Annotated in this window: 16 protein-coding genes; 3 read left to right on the top strand and 13 right to left on the bottom strand. The window is 45.5% G+C overall.

What is annotated here, in order from left to right:
- Position 1 precedes the first annotated feature (1 nt).
- From ACKTT1_RS01175 to ACKTT1_RS01120, 12 genes are all read right to left on the bottom strand, one after another.
- Entirely contained in the window at positions 2–1102 is a 1101-nt protein-coding gene (locus ACKTT1_RS01175; RefSeq protein WP_412710522.1) for a zinc-binding dehydrogenase, read from the bottom strand.
- 18 nt (positions 1103–1120) lie between these two features.
- Positions 1121–2254 carry an ABC transporter ATP-binding protein gene (locus ACKTT1_RS01170; RefSeq protein WP_412709869.1) on the bottom strand — a complete coding sequence of 378 codons (1134 nt, stop codon included), beginning with the start codon at positions 2252–2254 and terminating at the stop codon, positions 1121–1123.
- 17 nt (positions 2255–2271) lie between these two features.
- Positions 2272–3402, bottom strand: a complete 1131-nt coding sequence (locus tag ACKTT1_RS01165; RefSeq protein ID WP_412709868.1) for an ABC transporter ATP-binding protein — start codon at positions 3400–3402, stop codon at positions 2272–2274.
- A 16-nt stretch (positions 3403–3418) separates the two neighbouring features.
- Positions 3419–4282 (bottom strand): carbohydrate ABC transporter permease, encoded by an 864-nt coding sequence (locus ACKTT1_RS01160; RefSeq protein WP_412709867.1) that lies wholly within the window; start codon positions 4280–4282, stop codon positions 3419–3421.
- 13 nt (positions 4283–4295) lie between these two features.
- On the bottom strand, positions 4296–5189 hold the full coding sequence (locus ACKTT1_RS01155; RefSeq protein WP_412709866.1) for a carbohydrate ABC transporter permease: 894 nt from the start codon (positions 5187–5189) through the stop codon (positions 4296–4298).
- Positions 5190–5273: 84 nt separating this feature from the next.
- The gene (locus ACKTT1_RS01150) at positions 5274–6689 is read right to left on the bottom strand and encodes an extracellular solute-binding protein (protein WP_412709865.1); all 1416 of its coding nucleotides are present in this window, start codon (positions 6687–6689) and stop codon (positions 5274–5276) included.
- A gap of 219 nt (positions 6690–6908) precedes the next feature.
- On the bottom strand, positions 6909–7886 hold the full coding sequence (locus ACKTT1_RS01145) for a sugar-binding transcriptional regulator (RefSeq protein ID WP_412709864.1): 978 nt from the start codon (positions 7884–7886) through the stop codon (positions 6909–6911).
- Positions 7887–7928: 42 nt separating this feature from the next.
- Positions 7929–9434, bottom strand: a complete 1506-nt coding sequence (gene xylB / locus ACKTT1_RS01140) for a xylulokinase (RefSeq protein ID WP_412709863.1) — start codon at positions 9432–9434, stop codon at positions 7929–7931.
- A gap of 18 nt (positions 9435–9452) precedes the next feature.
- Positions 9453–10202 (bottom strand): SDR family NAD(P)-dependent oxidoreductase, encoded by a 750-nt coding sequence (locus ACKTT1_RS01135; protein ID WP_412709862.1) that lies wholly within the window; start codon positions 10200–10202, stop codon positions 9453–9455.
- An 11-nt stretch (positions 10203–10213) separates the two neighbouring features.
- Positions 10214–10978, bottom strand: coding sequence for a GolD/DthD family dehydrogenase (locus ACKTT1_RS01130; protein ID WP_412709861.1), 765 nt, complete (start codon positions 10976–10978; stop codon positions 10214–10216).
- Positions 10979–11228: 250 nt separating this feature from the next.
- On the bottom strand, positions 11229–11753 hold the full coding sequence (locus ACKTT1_RS01125; protein ID WP_412709860.1) for a Spy/CpxP family protein refolding chaperone: 525 nt from the start codon (positions 11751–11753) through the stop codon (positions 11229–11231).
- Positions 11754–11858: 105 nt separating this feature from the next.
- Entirely contained in the window at positions 11859–12323 is a 465-nt protein-coding gene (locus ACKTT1_RS01120) for a TspO/MBR family protein (RefSeq protein ID WP_412709859.1), read from the bottom strand.
- Between the two features lie 93 nt (positions 12324–12416).
- On the opposite strand from ACKTT1_RS01120, the gene ACKTT1_RS01115 reads away from it, so the two are divergent.
- Both ACKTT1_RS01115 and ACKTT1_RS01110 read left to right on the top strand, forming a co-directional pair.
- Positions 12417–13244, top strand: coding sequence for a DMT family transporter (locus ACKTT1_RS01115; RefSeq protein WP_412709858.1), 828 nt, complete (start codon positions 12417–12419; stop codon positions 13242–13244).
- Between the two features lie 96 nt (positions 13245–13340).
- Positions 13341–14255, top strand: a complete 915-nt coding sequence (locus ACKTT1_RS01110; protein ID WP_412709857.1) for a DUF72 domain-containing protein — start codon at positions 13341–13343, stop codon at positions 14253–14255.
- On the opposite strand, the gene ACKTT1_RS01105 is transcribed toward ACKTT1_RS01110, so the two are convergent.
- Positions 14182–14715: a DUF123 domain-containing protein gene (locus tag ACKTT1_RS01105; RefSeq protein WP_412709856.1), complete on the bottom strand. Its 534-nt coding sequence runs from the start codon at positions 14713–14715 to the stop codon at positions 14182–14184. The two genes, ACKTT1_RS01110 and ACKTT1_RS01105, sit on opposite strands and share 74 nt — an antisense overlap.
- Positions 14716–14771: 56 nt before the next feature.
- On the opposite strand from ACKTT1_RS01105, the gene ACKTT1_RS01100 reads away from it, so the two are divergent.
- The gene (locus tag ACKTT1_RS01100; RefSeq protein WP_412709855.1) at positions 14772–15539 is read left to right on the top strand and encodes an SDR family oxidoreductase; all 768 of its coding nucleotides are present in this window, start codon (positions 14772–14774) and stop codon (positions 15537–15539) included.
- The last annotated feature ends 12 nt before the right edge of the window (positions 15540–15551 follow it).

Here is a 15551-nt window from a genome sequence, read left to right as displayed (position 1 = left end):
CTCAAGGTATGAGCACAACCTTAATGGATTCCTCACCCTTTTCTACCAGTTTAAAACCTTCCATAAAATTATCAAGAGGAAGTCGATGAGTGATGATTTCATCGGCCTTTATTTCGCCTGAATTAAGAAAACGAATTGCCGAAGGATAAGCCTTTGGACTCAAATGTGCTCCGCGCAAATCCAGTTCTTTACGGTCTCCAATTATGCTCCAGTCAACCGTGGTCGGCTCATTATAAACACTGAATTCCACATACCTGCCCATTTTCCTTATGGCCTGCAAACCCTGAATAACCCCGTTGGGATGCCCACTTGCCTGAATATAAACATCGCAACCATAACCATCGGTAAGTTCCTTTATCTTCTTTACTACATCCTCCTTGGCCGGATTGAGAGCAAGGTCTGCCCCCAGCTTCCTGGCTAACTCCAACCTTTGGTCTCTGACGTCCAAGGCAATAACCATCTGAGGATTCTTAAGCTTTGCAGCTTGCAACATGCCTAATCCCAGAGCACCCATGCCAGCAATTACCACTACATCGTAAAACTGGATATCTGCCCGTTCTACAGCATGAATGGCACAGGCCAGAGGCTCAACATAAGGAGCCACTTCCAGAGGAAAGCCGTCCGGCAAACGATAATTACGGGCTGTAGAAGGGAGTTTCACGTATTCTGCAAAAGCACCATCAGCAACTTTGCCCTGGAAACCGTAAATGTGGTGCACCTCGCACATCCAGTAACTGCCCTCTAAACAAAAGCGACACTTACCACAGGGAATAATTTGCTCTGAGACTACCCAATCACCAAGGTTTAATCCGTACTTTTCTCGGGCTTGATCACCTATGGCTACGACCTGTCCATAAAATTCGTGACCCGGAATAAAAGGAGCAATAATCCAAGCAGGTTGGCCATCTCCTCCCCAGAAAGAAGGAGCACCGTGGTATCCTTTCACATCGCCAGCACAAATACCACAACCACCCACTCTCAAAAGTACCTCATCTTCGTTAATTTCTGGAACATCGACTTCTTCCAAACGATAGTCCCCAGGCTTATAAGCCACTACCGCTTTCATTTTGCGAGGAATATCACTCTTTCTTTCCACTTCTATACACCCCTTTCAAACTAACTAATCCATCCTTATTACTTCACCGGTTTCTCCATCAAACACGTGCATCTTTTGTTTGGGAAAAGAAACCCAAGCAACCTCGCCCTCAGCAGCCTCAGGAAGACCTGGAACCTCAACGTAAATCTGTACGTCTTTCTCCAGGTTAAGGATTACCACCGAAGACTCCCCGTGAGGCTCTATACTGAAAATTTGTCCCTGCAAGGAATATGATTCAGCATCCTCGCTTTTTCCAAGAGTCATATCACCAGGCCTTACACCCATGATTAACTTCTGAGGAGCTTTACTCTCTTTTGCAATTTTCGAACCCAGTCCTCTATCCAGCTCAAAATTGAAAAAAGTCGACCGCAAAAAAAACTTATCTCCTTCTTTAGCTAAAGCACAATCAATAAAGTTCATAGGAGGCTCACCTATAAAACCCGCCACAAAGAGGTTACTGGGCTTTTCGTAAAGCTCGATTGGTGAACCAATTTGCTGTATCCTTCCTAAATTCATGACCACCACCCGATCAGCCATACTCAGTGCTTCAAGCTGATCATGAGTGACATATATAACGGTCAACCCCCACTCCTCCTGGACCCTTTTTAACTCAATTCTTAGTTTTGCTTTGAGTTGTGAATCGAGGTGAGAGATAGGTTCGTCCATTAAAGTGACCAGCGCATCCTCTCGGACCAGAGCCCGAGCAAGGGACACTCGTTGCTGTTCTCCACCGCTTAAGCGAGCTGGGCGGTGGTTAAGGATGTCCTGGATTTCCAGTAGCTCTGCAACCGTATTGATTTTATCGCGTATCTTTTTCTCCGGGTATTTCCGGGCTCTAAGCGGGAAAGCAATGTTGTCAAAAACGGTGAGTGGAGGATAAAGAGCGTAGGATTCGAAAGCCATGGCAATTTGACGGTCTCGAGGATGTAGATTGTTTACCTTCCTTTGGCCAATGTAAATATCGCCTTTCGAAATTTTTTCAAGACCAGCAATCATACGTAAAGTGGTGGTTTTCCCACATCCTGATGGACCAAGCAAGCATAAAAAACTTTTATCTTCACACACAAAAGAAACATCCTCCACCGCAAGTACTCTCCCTGATTCACCGAGCTCCTCTCTATAAAACTTCCAAACATGCTCAACTCGCACCTCAGCCATTACTTACACCACCCCACCTAATCAAGTAAAAGAACGTTGCGTTGAGTAATGTTGTCGAAAACCTGGAGTGAAGCTGCAGGAAAGAAAAACTCCCTTTCGCTTCCTGGAGGACACTGGATACCCAAAGCAGCTTGAGCAGTAAAAGTAACGCCTTCTCCCGTCTGAGCAAAAACGATTTTACGGGAACCCCGCACCTCCGAAAACCTAACTACAGCTTTAACAAGCGTTCCAGTGTGTTCTTCCATACGGAAATCCGAAAACTCCAATAGCACTTTACTGGGAAAAACACCTAAAATCACTTCTTCGAAGCCGCGCTCCATCAATCTCTTCTGAATTTCTGGAGAAAGCGCAAAACGAATACCTTTGGTTTCAAAAAGAATTGCTCCTCCATTTCTTACCAACTGCCCTTGGAAAAAGTTCATGGGGGGATCACTGACCAGCTGCCCAATAAAACGGTGAGCGGGCCGTTCGTAAATTTCATCCCAGGCCCCCACTTGCAAAAGCGAACCCCGATGCAAAACAGCGATTCTGTCTCCCACAGAAAATGCTTCCAGATAATCGGTAGTCGTGTAAAGCATGGTAGTTTTCTTTCTTTGCTGCCAGATTTTTAGCTCTCTCCTAAGCTTATGCCTTAGCTTAGCATCAAGATGAGCGATGGGCTCATCGAGTAAAAACACCTTGGGGTCTCTAATAAGACATCTTGCCAAACTAACTCTCTGCCGTTGACCTCCACTGAGTTCTTTAGGTTTTCTGTTGAGCAACATATCTATTTCCAGAAATTCCGCCACTTCCTGAACTCTTTTTTTAATATCTTTCTCAGTAAAATACTTAGCGCGTTTAGGAGAGCGGAGAGGAAAAGCGATATTTTCAAAAACTGATATGTGAGGATACAGAGCATAAGTTTCAAAAGCCATCGCCACATCTCTTTCGGAGGGGTCCAGATCGTTAACTACCTGACCCCCAATTTTTATGACTCCTGAAGTAATATCCTCTACGCCAGCTACCATTTTTAAAGTCGAGCTTTTTCCAGCACCCGGAGCACCAAGTATTGCAAGCAGTTCGCCATCATTAACTTTTAAATTAAGGTTATTCACTGCCACCAGATCTCCATACTTTTTAACCACTTCTACAAATTCGACTTCTTTCATCCCGCAAACCTCCACCTTAACCCTTTACTGCTCCAAAAGTTAAGCCTCTAACCAGATAACGCTGAATAAAGAAAGCCAGAACCACTGAAGGCAACAGAGTAATGATCGCTGCAGCAGCCATTTGTCCCCACAGAACCTGTTCATAGGAAATAAAACCCATCAAGGAAGGAGTAACCGGCCTGGTAACGTCTGAAGAAAGAACATGTCCAAATAAAAAGTCATTCCAGGCAAAGATAAAAGAGAGAATGGCGGTGGCTGCAATGCCTGGAGCTACAAGGGGCATGTTAACCTTGCGAAACACTCCCCACCACGTATACCCATCAATCCGGGCTGCCTGTTCAAGCTCCTGAGGAATATCTTCGAAAAAGCCTCGCATCAACCAAACAGCAAAAGGAAGGGTAATAACCTGGTAGGCGATGATCATACCATGATAGGTCCCATAGAAACCAAGTTTCCTGAAAATAATATAAAGCGGAATTATAACTATCAAACCAGGAGCGAAACGGAAACTCAACAGTGTAAAAGCAAAGTTTTCTTTCCCTCTGAAATCAAAGCGGGCCAGAGAATAGGCAGCAGGAACACCAACCAGCATACTGAGAGCGACCGCTCCGGAACAAACAATGATACTGTTGAGAAAATAGCGGGGAAAGTCCGTTTTCACCGTTTCGTACTTTCCAAGCCAGGCCTTTCCAAACAAAACAACCGAATAATTCTCGAGCGTGGGATCAAAAACAAACTTAGGAGGATAAGCAATAACATCCACTGGTGTCTTAATGGACATCAAAAATATCCAGTACAACGGAAAAAGAGTCCACAACATTATTAAAACTAATCCAAAAATGGCCAGAGCCTTGCCAACAGAAAGTCCGTCGTCTCTCATTCTCTCTCACCTCCTACCTTCCGTGCACTTCAGCCACGGCTTTTTTCCACTGTTCAACAATGAAATAACTCAAAACGTAGACGATAGCCCAGAGAACGACCAGGTGGGCAAAGGCATAACCCATATCCGTCCAGCGAAAACTGTGATAATAAGCCTGCACTGTTAAAGTCATAGTAGCACTGGCAGGTCCACCTTTGGTAGCTGCATAGATTATATCGAAGTGCTTCAAACAATCCATAATTCTGAACAGCAACACGATAAGAATCACCGGCTTTAAAAGCGGGAGAGTCAACTTACGAAAAACGAACCAGCTTGAAACTCCGTCAACCGCCGCGGCTTCATAAGGTTCTTTCGGAAGATTTTGCACTCCAGCCAGAAAAATCATTCCACAGAAGGGGATAAAAACGTATGCATCGATCAAAATTACTGACATGAGAGCTGTCTTTGAAGAACCAAGCCATTCAAGGCCAAGAAATCCTGCAAGTTGCAAAAGATAATTTAACACGCCCTGTATAGGTGCCATCATGAGTTTCCACATAATGGCAGCTACAGTTGGAGGTAACATCACCGGAACCAGAAAAAGAGTACGATAAATTCTCTGGCCCATCAACCCCAGATTAAGAAGATACGCAGCAGCAAAGCCCACCAGAACTTCAAAAGCAACGGCTCCAATCGTGAAAAAGATCGTCACCTTTAAAGAGTTCCAAAATTCTGGGTCTTTCGCCATTTTTATATAATTACCTAAACCTATGAAAGCCTTGGTTCCGGCAGTAAGATTAAGATTGGTAAACGACATGGCAACTGAATAACCAAAAGGAACCAGAATGCCTACCGTTAAGGCAAAGGCAGGTAAAAATAACCAGAAAGCAATGTTTTTCTTTTTAGCAACTTGCTTTAACATTCTCATCAAGCTCCCTTCTTCATTCCGTGTTTGGTCTGCTTCCAAAGCAGACCAAACACGGAGTTAAACGACGGAATTTAATCTACATATTTACTCCTTCTTTTCTCTCCACTTTGCCATGAATTCGTTGATCTTTGCAGCTGCGTCGTTGAGAGCCTGTTCTACAGTCTTTTTGCCCTCATAAGCCTCATGTAAAGCCTCAGCCCAGATGTCGCCAACCGTGGTAACGTCTGGATTGGGCGTCCAGGCAACATCTCCATACTGAGCATACATTGCATCAACCAATTCTCTGTATTCACCAGGTTTGGTACCCCATTTCATAGTTTTTTCAATAACCGCCGGATGTTCCCACACGGATTTACGAGTGGGATTGAAGTTATCATATTTAAGAGTTGCGTCAAGCATGGTCATAGGAGCAGTTGCCCACTGCAGGAACAGCCATGCAGCTTCTTTATGCTTGGACAGCGAACTCATACCCAGCGACCAGGTCCACATGTTGGATTTGATGGTTCCGTCCGGCCCCTTTGGAGGAAGAGCATATCCAACTTTACCAGCCACTACCGACTGGTTGGGATTCTCATAGGTTGCAGCAAAAAAGTCACAGTCAGTAATTTCATAGAACCTGCCAGCGGCAAAGCTCTGCTTTGCGTCATACCAGGTATAATTTGGCCAGCCCGGAGGTCCTGCCTTTTTGAGGATGTCAATCCAGATCTTGGTTATCTCAATCGCTTCAGGGGTATTGATTGCCGCATACAAATCCGGAGTTAGGTCTTTCTGGCCGTAGCTCAAAAAAGCAGTAAAGTAACCTGAGTGCACTGTTGACCAACTCTTAATACCTCTGTTTGCAACCCCATAAACTGGGGGACGTTCTTTCTTACCCAGCTCAGCCGCTTTGGTCAAAACGTCAAGCAACTCTGGATAGGTCTGAGCCACAGGCAGACCCCATTTTTCTCTCAGGTCGTTCCTGTAGGCCTGGCAGTAAAACTCGACCATCACCGGTATACCATTCCAGCGGCCCTGACCCAGGCCACCACCAATGGTTCCATCCCACATGTTGGCGCGCAAGGGCTTGTCATAAAAGTCCTCTCTGTCATACCACTCCTGGTCAGTAAGATTGGGGTCGTTCCAGTACTTGTTCAGGTCTTCGATCCACCCTGCATACTGGTAACGCCACTCAAACATAGGAGAAGTCATGTATACGTCAAAGATACCTCCGCCACTGGAAAGGTCAATCAACAACTTTTCAAAGTATTCTTCCTCAGGCAATATGACATAAGCTACTTTTATACCTGTAAGTTCTTCAAAAACCGGGATAAGGGGACGCAGCGATTCTGTGAAAGGATGCTTATTCAAACCAATGGTTAACTGAGTACCTTCGTAGGCTCTCCAGTTGATTTTGGCTTTCTGACAGAACGAAAGAAGGTCTTCCTCCTGAGCAAAAACCACCGCGCTTAAAAGGAAGATAGCAATACCAATAACTCCTACTAATTTCAGAAAACGACTCACCAAAAATCCCTCCCATTCGAGTTAATCAATTAGCCAATGCAAACACGCCGTTAAAGAGTTTTTGCATATATCCCGACTCTTTTTCTATACTCATCACCTCCTGATTTAAACTAATTTATTACTTCTGTTAAATAACATCAGTTATAATTTAAGGCAAAATAAAAACATTGTCAAGCAAACGCAATATATTTTCAGAACAAATTTGGAATAAAATTTTACCTAATCCCTGGGTTGGATATCGACACCGCTTCGCTTAAGAACTTCTCGAGCGGTCACGCTATCAATCACCAAAGCGTTGACCAACCGACCCCGTAATGCCCCTAAAATAGCATCAACCTTTTCCAGGCCCCCTACCACTCCAACCACCCAGGGAACCTGGCGCAAGTCGTCAATTGACAAAGCAATTCTGCGCTCGTCTCCAGAGAAGCGCACAATTTCACCCTGCAGATTGTAATAGGTTCCCACTACATCGCCTACTGCTTTCCTGTTTACAAGTTCCTGAAACTCCTCCTGAGTAATCGCTCCGGTGCGAATAAGCGTTGAGTCTGGAGAAACCCCACCAATACCAACCAGAGCCACGTCAAGCTTTTCAGAAAGCGTTGCCCTAATGGTGGGATCCTGAAGCATAGCTTCCTTTGAAGCTCGGTCTTTGGTGAAAGCAGGCGCCAGAAGATAAACCACTTTTGCTTTAAGAACCTCTCCCAACCTGCGAGGTATCTCGGTAGCCATAATATCTCCAGAAACCCGGCTCATACCTCCCATAATCTGGACAACGGTCAAATTAGGAATGGATGCACCGGGGCGCATCAGACGAACTACTTCGTAAATGGTTCTCCCGTAAGCCACACCGATAGTATCTCCAGCCTTCAAAAGACGAAGCAAAAAGTGTCCTGCTGCCGCCCCCACAATTTTCCTTGTCAGCTCGCTTTCCATGGTAAAAGTTTCCACACATCTTACCGCTCGCAAGCCAAAAACTTCCTGAAGCCGATCCTCGATTTCCTTTTCGCGCTCTCTGGTGGGATCTACAATTCTGATTTGCACTAAACCTCGGTCTTTTGCTTCTTTCAGAAGACGGGAGCAAAGCTGTCGGGAAATACCAAACATGTCTGCAATTTCAATGATGTTCAACTCGTCTTCATAATACATACGAGCAATCTTGGCCATCAACTCAGGATTATCAGACTTCGGTCTCGGCAAAGCTTCTCTCCTCCGACCAGGTCATAATCTTACATATTATACCTATATTTGAAGTAGAGGGAAAACTTCCTTCAAGCTATGATAAACCCGTTTGTAGACAAAATACCTTTCTCCATAACCCTCGACCATTTCCAAAGAAGGCTCAAAAGACTGTAATCTTTTAATGAACAGGTCACAAACCTCTTCAAAAGAACCAAAGGCCCCTGAACCCACACCTGCAATAAAAGCCGCTCCTGAAGAAGCAGGGTCTTCTATATTAGTAGTCTGGGTGGTGATACCAATTACATCAGCAAGAATCTGGCACCAGAGAGGACTCCTGGCCGCTCCACCCGAAAGCACTAAAGTTTCTCCAGTTAGAGAAAAACTTTTCAAAATCTCTACCGAGTCTTTCTGGCTGAAGGCAACTCCTTCAATGACCGAACGAACAATATGTGCAGTTGTGTGCCGATAGCTCAAGCCCACAAAAACTCCCCGTGCCATAGGGTCAGAATGAGGAGTGCGCTCCCCAATAAGGTAGGGCAAAAACAAAAGTCCTTCACTACCCGCAGGAACGCTTTCGGCAAGTTTGTTCATTTCCGAAAAACTCAGGTCAGGTTTTATGATTGAAAGTGCTTCACGCAACCACCGGTAAGAACCACCGGCTGCCAGTGTACAACCCATCAAAAACCATTTCCCTGGTATGGAATAACAAAAGGAATGCAAACCCCGGTTTTCAAAGTCAAGCTTGACGTCATCGGTTTTCGCCATAACTACACCTGAAGTACCTAAAACACAAGAAATAATGCCATCTCGGATAACTCCCAGACCTATACCGCCCGAGGATTGGTCCCCTCCACCACCCACCACGGGAATGCCTTCGGGAAGACCAGTCTCCAGAGCAGCTTTTTGTGTAATCTGGCCAGTTATTGTCGTTGACTCAACGGCCTGAGGGAGAAGGCTTTCATCGATGGAGAAGATGCTCAAAATTTCCTTTGACCAACAACGATTCTGAACGTCAAAAAGGAGGGTGCCCGAAGCATCTGAAACATCCGTAGCATATGCTCCAGTGAGCTTAAAACGCAAAAAATCCTTGGGAAGGAGAAATTTACTGGTATGCTTGAGACTTTCAGGCTCGTGCTTGCGTAGCCATAGAATCTTAGGAAGCCAGTACCCGGGAAGAGGTGTATTGGCTGTTAGCCTCACAACCTTCTCCAGGCCCAGTTTACTTTTAATCTCCTCGTTCTCCCGATGGCTGCGCTGATCACACCATATGAGACAGGGACGAACCGGGTTACCTCCTTTATCCATGAGCACCAGACCCAGCATCTGCCCGGAAAGACCCACGGCCTGGATTTCCTTGAGATTACCAAGCTTATATGCGAGTTTATGCATCAAATCTACAAAACCCTGCCACCAATCCTGAGGATTCTGTTCAGCACTGAAAGAATCGGGGCAAGAGACTTCAAGAGGAACGCTGTCGTTGATTATGCTCCTTGTTTCTAAATCCAGAACGGAAGCTTTTATTGAAGAGGTACCAAGGTCTACTCCCAGGATATACCGTCCAGACACTATTTTCTCCCCTTCCAATCAGTAGTAGAGCACTCCTCCATCCACATTGATGGCCTGACCAACGATAAACTCAGACTCATCAGTACACAGAAATACCGTGAGCCCCACCATATCCTCGGGAACACTCACTCTGCCCTTGGGTGTTCTTTCTATAAACTTTTTTCTCTTTTCAGGATCAGCAAGATTTACCTTGCCCATTTCAGTATCCACAAAGCCAGGGCAGATAGAATTAACGTTTATCCCATACTGAGCAACTTCCTTGGAAAAAGCACGGCTAAAGTTCATAACCGCAGCTTTGGTTGCCGCATAGGCGGCCTGATAGCGGTCTCCATCCTTTGCACCAATTGAAGCCACGTTGACAATTTTTCCATAGCGCTGGTCGATCATCACTTTACCTATAACCTTGCACATTAAAAAGACGCTTTTTGCATTGACAGCAAAAATGCGGTCCCAGTCTTCTTCGCTATAGTCAACCACCAGGCCAGAAATCATGATTCCAGCATTATTGACTAAAATATCAATCCTCCCAAACTCTTCCAGCGCAGTATCTCTGAGTTTATAAGCAGTCTCTACCTTGCTTACATCACCCTGAACAAATACTGCTTTTCTTCCCAAATCCTGAATTTCCTGGGTAGTTTGCTGTCCAGTTTGCTCGTTAATATCATTAACGATTACCGAACAACCTTCTTTCGCCAAACCCAGAGCAATCGCTTTTCCAATACCCTGACCCGCACCAGTAACAATAGCCACTTTGTCTTTAAGACGCATAAAGGACCCCCCTATTGTATGGTATAGCCACCGTCAACAACCAGGGTAGCACCGGTAACTATGTCGGAGGCATTGCTTGCCAAAAACAGGGTTGCGGCAGCGATTTCTTCGGGAAGAGCAAACCTGCGTAAAGGTATCTTTTGCTTCATAGCCTCTCCAACTTCTCCCACCCAGGCTTTCCTGCCCAGCTCGGTCAGCACCACGGTGGGAGCAATGGCATTCACGTTAATACCAAATTCACCCCACTCAAGCGCCAGCACTTTGGTCATAGCAATTAAACCAGCCTTGCTTGTACAATAGGCAACATGCCTATCAAGAGCAACGATGCCCGCCTGGGAAGCGATGTTGATGATCTTGCCACTTTTTCTTTTGATCATTTCTCTCCCCACAAGTTGAGAGAGCAAAAACGGAGCCTTAAGATTGATATCCATTGTTTTATCCCAGGCTTCTTCAGAAAGATTTTCAGCATCATCAAGAATAGCTACTCCAGCGTTATTCACCAGGATGTCTATTTTTGAAAAAGTATCCATTGCTTTCTTTACTACTTCGGGAAGCGAGGAAAAGTCGGTGAGATCAGCTACAATAGGAAGCGCTCTTCTGCCCAGTTTTGCGATTTCTTCGGCCAAATCTCTTACTTCTTCTTTAAGGTCAACGAGAACAAGGTCTGCACCTTTACTTGCAAAAAGTAACGCTATCGCTTTACCAATACCCTGGGCTGCTCCGGTAACCAATGCGGTTTTACCTGTGAGGTCAAACTCTGCAAACTGAAAATCCATCTATCCACCCCCTTCTTTGGATTTTTTAAACAAATGTTAATATTCATTTGTTAGAATGACATAAAATAGTAACTTTGTCAAGTAGCTTTTTAAATCCTGCGGTTACAATTTTAAAAGGAAATACAGGGAGTAATTAAGGGGATCTGAAAGAAGAACGCACTTTACTCTAAAACAAGATGGGGCGCACCGGTGCGCCCCATCTTGCCGAGAAGCTCACCCCTACTCCGTAAAAGCAGGACCTACATTACCACTACCAGCAGGGGCCAGCTCTTCTCTGGAGGGGAGCCCTTCGTCCATCAAAAGGCCGAAAACCTGGCCTATCCGTATCTCCAGGTTTACCGCCAAAGAAACCCCAACCCGGGAAAGCTGGGAAAGAAGCTTTGCTAAGCTGTTCTGGAGTAAGGAGATTCAGAAACTCTTTGGCATACTTGAGGTGTACTTCCTGAATCTTATCCCACAGGTCAAGGAGTTGAGAAAGTTTTTCCTTGATAACCTCACCAGACTCACCTTTTAAGCGAGCCTCCTGAAGGTCCATCTGAATCTGTTGAAGCTCAAGACGCAAAGGTTTGAGTTCCTCAAACATCTGAACCCTTAATTCATCAAGTTTTGCTTCCTGCTCATCGGTAAGGTCAAACTGTTTGTCAAGGAAAGAAACTATCCCTTCTTCCTGCCACATCCAGCCCCTGCCTGGCCCAGCCAGAGCAAAAGCTGAAAAAGCAACACCCAGAACCAGCACCACACCAACCAGCAAACCAATTAGAGTTTTTTTCTTCATCTGCCTCTACCTCCCTTGTTCTTTTTTTTGTAATGCAACTCCATAATACAGGGGAGCTGAGGCAAAACAAGGAAAGGAGTGTGAAAATTCTGTGAACAGATAAAGTCAATTTAGGCGCACGATAAAATAATTGAGAAAGCTGGCCAGCGAAACCCAACCCAGATAAGGCAGGAGCAGATATCCAGCAAGATGCGAAATACGGTAAAAAGAAACAATACAAGCCAGAATGAGCACCCAGAGCACCAGAATATCCACCAGAGCCCATTCCGGACGGCGCAATCCGAAAAAGAACCAGGACCACATAACGTTAGCAACAAGTTGCAAGCAATAAAGATAGAGCACTACCCTGTGACCTGCAAAGTTTCTTTGCCAAACAAGATAAAAAGCAATCCCCATTAACACAAAGAGCGTGGTCCAGACTGGAAAAAACAACCAGTTGGGAGGAGTAAAAAAGGGTTTACGCAATGCTGGATACCAGTCTTCAAGGGACTGAGAAGTGAACAGAGAACCCGCAAACCCGGCAACCAGTGGAATAGCCACAGAAATGATAAGCTTTAAGTAGGTCAACATAGCACTTCCCTCCTTTTTCAGGATTATAACACTTTGAAAACCTTTAGAACCCTTCTTTCGGTGAAGTCAGCGAAAAGCTATAATAGGAAAACGATGCTAATCAGAATAAAACAGGGCACTTTTCTATTGCTAATCACTGCTCTCATGTGGAGTACCGGGGGCATGCTCATCAAGTCCGTTCCCTGGCATCCTCTGGCCATAGCTGGCACACGAAGTGCCATTGCTGCTTTGGTATTTCTGCTTTATTTACGTCATCCCCGCTTTACCTGGAGCCTCTCCCAGCTCGGTGGAGCCTTGAGCTATGCAGGAACGGTAGCCCTTTTTGTAGCTGCTACCAAGCTAACCACGGCCGCTGCTGCTATTTTACTTCAGTACAGTGCTCCCATTTACGTGGCCCTGCTTTCTGGTCCTGTTCTAAGTGAGAAAACCACCCACAGGGACTGGTGGGCGATTTTCACGGTCTTTGGAGGGATGCTCCTTTTTTTCTTGGATAAACTGGAAGGGAGCAACCTGCTGGGAAACCTCTTAGCTATCGCCAGTGGCTGGGCTTTTGCTTTGCTGGCCATATTTTTACGGCTCCAAAAAGACGGTTCGCCTTTCGAATCCGTCCTGCTTGGAAACCTGCTCACTGCACTGATAGGTTTGCCTTTTATGCTCCGAGATTTTCCTCTCGACTTAAAGAGCGTAACTTCGCTACTTCTCCTTGGAACGCTTCAAATTGGTTTTCCATACATCCTGTACGTGAAGGCAGTGAAAATGGTAACTGCTCTGGCAGCCTGCCTTATTCCCATAATTGAACCCATACTTAACCCGCTGTGGGTATTCCTGGTTATCGGGGAATCCCCAGGCAGATGGTCGTTGCTTGGAGGAGCGCTGGTCATCTGTGGAGTAACCTGGTGGTCGCTGAAAAACAGAAAATAAATCGAACACCTGCAACGCTTAAAAAAACCAGCGAACCTCCTTTCTCAAACCACTCGCCATCTTGACATCGAACCCCAGTGCTTTAGAATAAAAAATGTGATTACCAAAAATCAGTACTTCATTGGCACTTGTTCCTGGACGGACAAAACACTCCTTGAAAGTGGTTTTTATCCCAAACAGGTCAAAAGCAGCGAACAGCGTCTACGTTACTACGCTGCTCGTTTCAACACGGTGGAAATAGATTCCATTTTCTATGCTCTGCCTTCGCTTCGCAATGTTTTGAACTGGATAGAGCGAACCCCTCAAGATTTCCTATTTGGTGTTAAGGCCTTTTCTCTTTTCACCGTGCACCAGACACCCTGGAAAACACTTCCCCTTACCCTGCAGGATGCTTTACCTCAAAAGCTAAAAAGCAAAGATATTATCTTCTGGAAGGAATGTTCCTTTGAATTCCAAAAAGAAGTTGTCCACTACTTTTCTTCACTTCTTTTGCCTATGCTTGAGGCAGGTAAGCTGGGATATTTGCTCTTTCAACTTCCACCCTGGTTTTCCAAAACCAGTGAGAACATGGAACACCTTTCAAGGTTGCGAGAAAGCTTTGCCCCCTTTCCCATAGCCATCGAGTTTCGCAACCGAAGCTGGCTTAAAAGTAAGGAAGAAGCACGACATACCTTTTCCTTCTTACGCAAAAATCAGATGAGCTATGTGGCAGTAGACGAACCCCAGCTTCCCTGGACAGTACCTCCGATGCTCGAGGTTACTTCCCCAACCATGGTAATTCGCTTCCACGGACGAAACAGTGCTGCCTGGCAGAAGAAGAACGCCACGGTATGGGAACGGTTTAATTATTTTTATACCAGAGAAGAACTATCCACCTGGAGCAGGGTCATTCAGGAAAAGTCAAAAAGCGCAAACCCTGAAAGAATCTTTGTCATGTTCAACAATTGCTTTCGGGATTATGCGATACGCAATGCCCAGATGATGCAAGAACTTCTATTTCAGAATCTTTGAGAAAACCCCTCTCCGAAAAACAGACAATCACTTCCTCTACCGGAAGGCCCTCCTTCTTTAGAAAACTTCCTATATTCAACCAGGAAAAAACGAGTTTCTCTTTTGCTTTCAAAAAATGCGCCCTGCATCGACAATCAGAAGACCCCAAACCCGGGTGAAAAACCGAGCAAACTCCAATTTCACACAAAGTACGGACCAGCTTACATTCAACGTCACCTTTGAACACTGCAACCCCCTGCACCTTTCCTCCCTCAAGTAAATAATCAACGTGCCAAAAACGCTTTTTCTCCCGCCCAAGATGTCTTCTGATCCGCTGATAAATACCCCTTTTAGCTCTGCCTGCATAAACATACCACCCTTCAGGCAGGAAAACCTCACCCAGTGCCCCAACTTTTACCCATACATCTTTATCAAACCTGACCAGCAAAAGATAGCTACAGGGAAAATTGGATTTGGCCATTGACATTAACTCCGCTATACTTTAATTGTAAACTTCATTTTATGGGGAGGTCAAAAATGTTTTCTCCCACAAATAAGAAAGTGGTCGTAACTGGTGGAGCCCAGGGTATTGGTCGAGCAATAAGCAAAATATTTGCTGAACAGGGAGCCCTGGTTTCTCCCTGGGACATAGACCGGGAAGCACTCGAGGACCTGCAAGATGAATACTCAGGGCTTGCTTCTCAATTTTTGCCTCTTCCCTGTGATGTAGCCAGTGAAACGGAAGCCAGAGAAAGCGCAACACACCTCGCTAAGGTGTGGAACCGGGTCGATATTTTAATCAACAACGCAGGAATAAATATTGTGAAACCGCTTGAAGAACTGAGCACTGAGGAGTGGAATCGGGTAATTACCACCAACCTGCAAAGCGTTTACCTTGTAACTCGCTATCTTCTGCCACTAATGCCCCAGGGGGCAAGTATCATCAACATCGCCTCCACAAGGGCACTGATGTCAGAACCTAATACCGAAGCCTACTCTGCCTCAAAAGGTGGAATCCTCGCCCTAACTCATGCTATGGCCATATCGCTTGCTCCGCGCAGAATCCGGGTAAACGCTATCTCACCAGGGTGGATTGAAACCTCCAACTGGAAAAAGCGGAGCATCAGGAAAGAACCGTTGCTCCGGGACATCGACCACCTGCAGCATCCTGCAGGTAGAGTAGGCAAACCCGAAGATATAGCCTATGCCTGCCTATTCCTATCCTCCGAAGAAGCTTCCTTTATAACCGGAGTGAATCTGGTGGTAGATGGCGGTATGAACGTGAAGATGATTTATGCAGAGTAAAAAGGAGGGAAC

The organism is Atrimonas thermophila (assembly GCF_045864955.1).
In the GTDB taxonomy this organism is placed as follows: Bacteria; Atribacterota; Atribacteria; order Atribacterales; family Thermatribacteraceae; genus Thermatribacter; species Thermatribacter velox.
This window is presented reverse-complemented; position numbering and strand designations above follow the sequence as displayed.

What these genes read in the sequence shown, in the direction of transcription:
- ACKTT1_RS01160 (WP_412709867.1), bottom strand. Translation starts at nt 4,282, where the DNA reads ATGAGAGACGACGGACTTTCTGTTGGCAAGGCTCTGGCCATTTTTGGA.
- ACKTT1_RS01100 (WP_412709855.1), top strand. Translation starts at nt 14,772, where the DNA reads ATGTTTTCTCCCACAAATAAGAAAGTGGTCGTAACTGGTGGAGCCCAG.
- ACKTT1_RS01170 (WP_412709869.1), bottom strand. Translation starts at nt 2,254, where the DNA reads ATGGCTGAGGTGCGAGTTGAGCATGTTTGGAAGTTTTATAGAGAGGAG.
- ACKTT1_RS01135 (WP_412709862.1), bottom strand. Translation starts at nt 10,202, where the DNA reads ATGCGTCTTAAAGACAAAGTGGCTATTGTTACTGGTGCGGGTCAGGGT.
- ACKTT1_RS01105 (WP_412709856.1), bottom strand. Translation starts at nt 14,715, where the DNA reads ATGGCCAAATCCAATTTTCCCTGTAGCTATCTTTTGCTGGTCAGGTTT.
- ACKTT1_RS01130 (WP_412709861.1), bottom strand. Translation starts at nt 10,978, where the DNA reads ATGGATTTTCAGTTTGCAGAGTTTGACCTCACAGGTAAAACCGCATTG.
- ACKTT1_RS01115 (WP_412709858.1), top strand. Translation starts at nt 12,417, where the DNA reads ATGCTAATCAGAATAAAACAGGGCACTTTTCTATTGCTAATCACTGCT.
- ACKTT1_RS01165 (WP_412709868.1), bottom strand. Translation starts at nt 3,402, where the DNA reads ATGAAAGAAGTCGAATTTGTAGAAGTGGTTAAAAAGTATGGAGATCTG.
- ACKTT1_RS01155 (WP_412709866.1), bottom strand. Translation starts at nt 5,189, where the DNA reads ATGAGAATGTTAAAGCAAGTTGCTAAAAAGAAAAACATTGCTTTCTGG.
- ACKTT1_RS01125 (WP_412709860.1), bottom strand. Translation starts at nt 11,753, where the DNA reads ATGAAGAAAAAAACTCTAATTGGTTTGCTGGTTGGTGTGGTGCTGGTT.
- ACKTT1_RS01120 (WP_412709859.1), bottom strand. Translation starts at nt 12,323, where the DNA reads ATGTTGACCTACTTAAAGCTTATCATTTCTGTGGCTATTCCACTGGTT.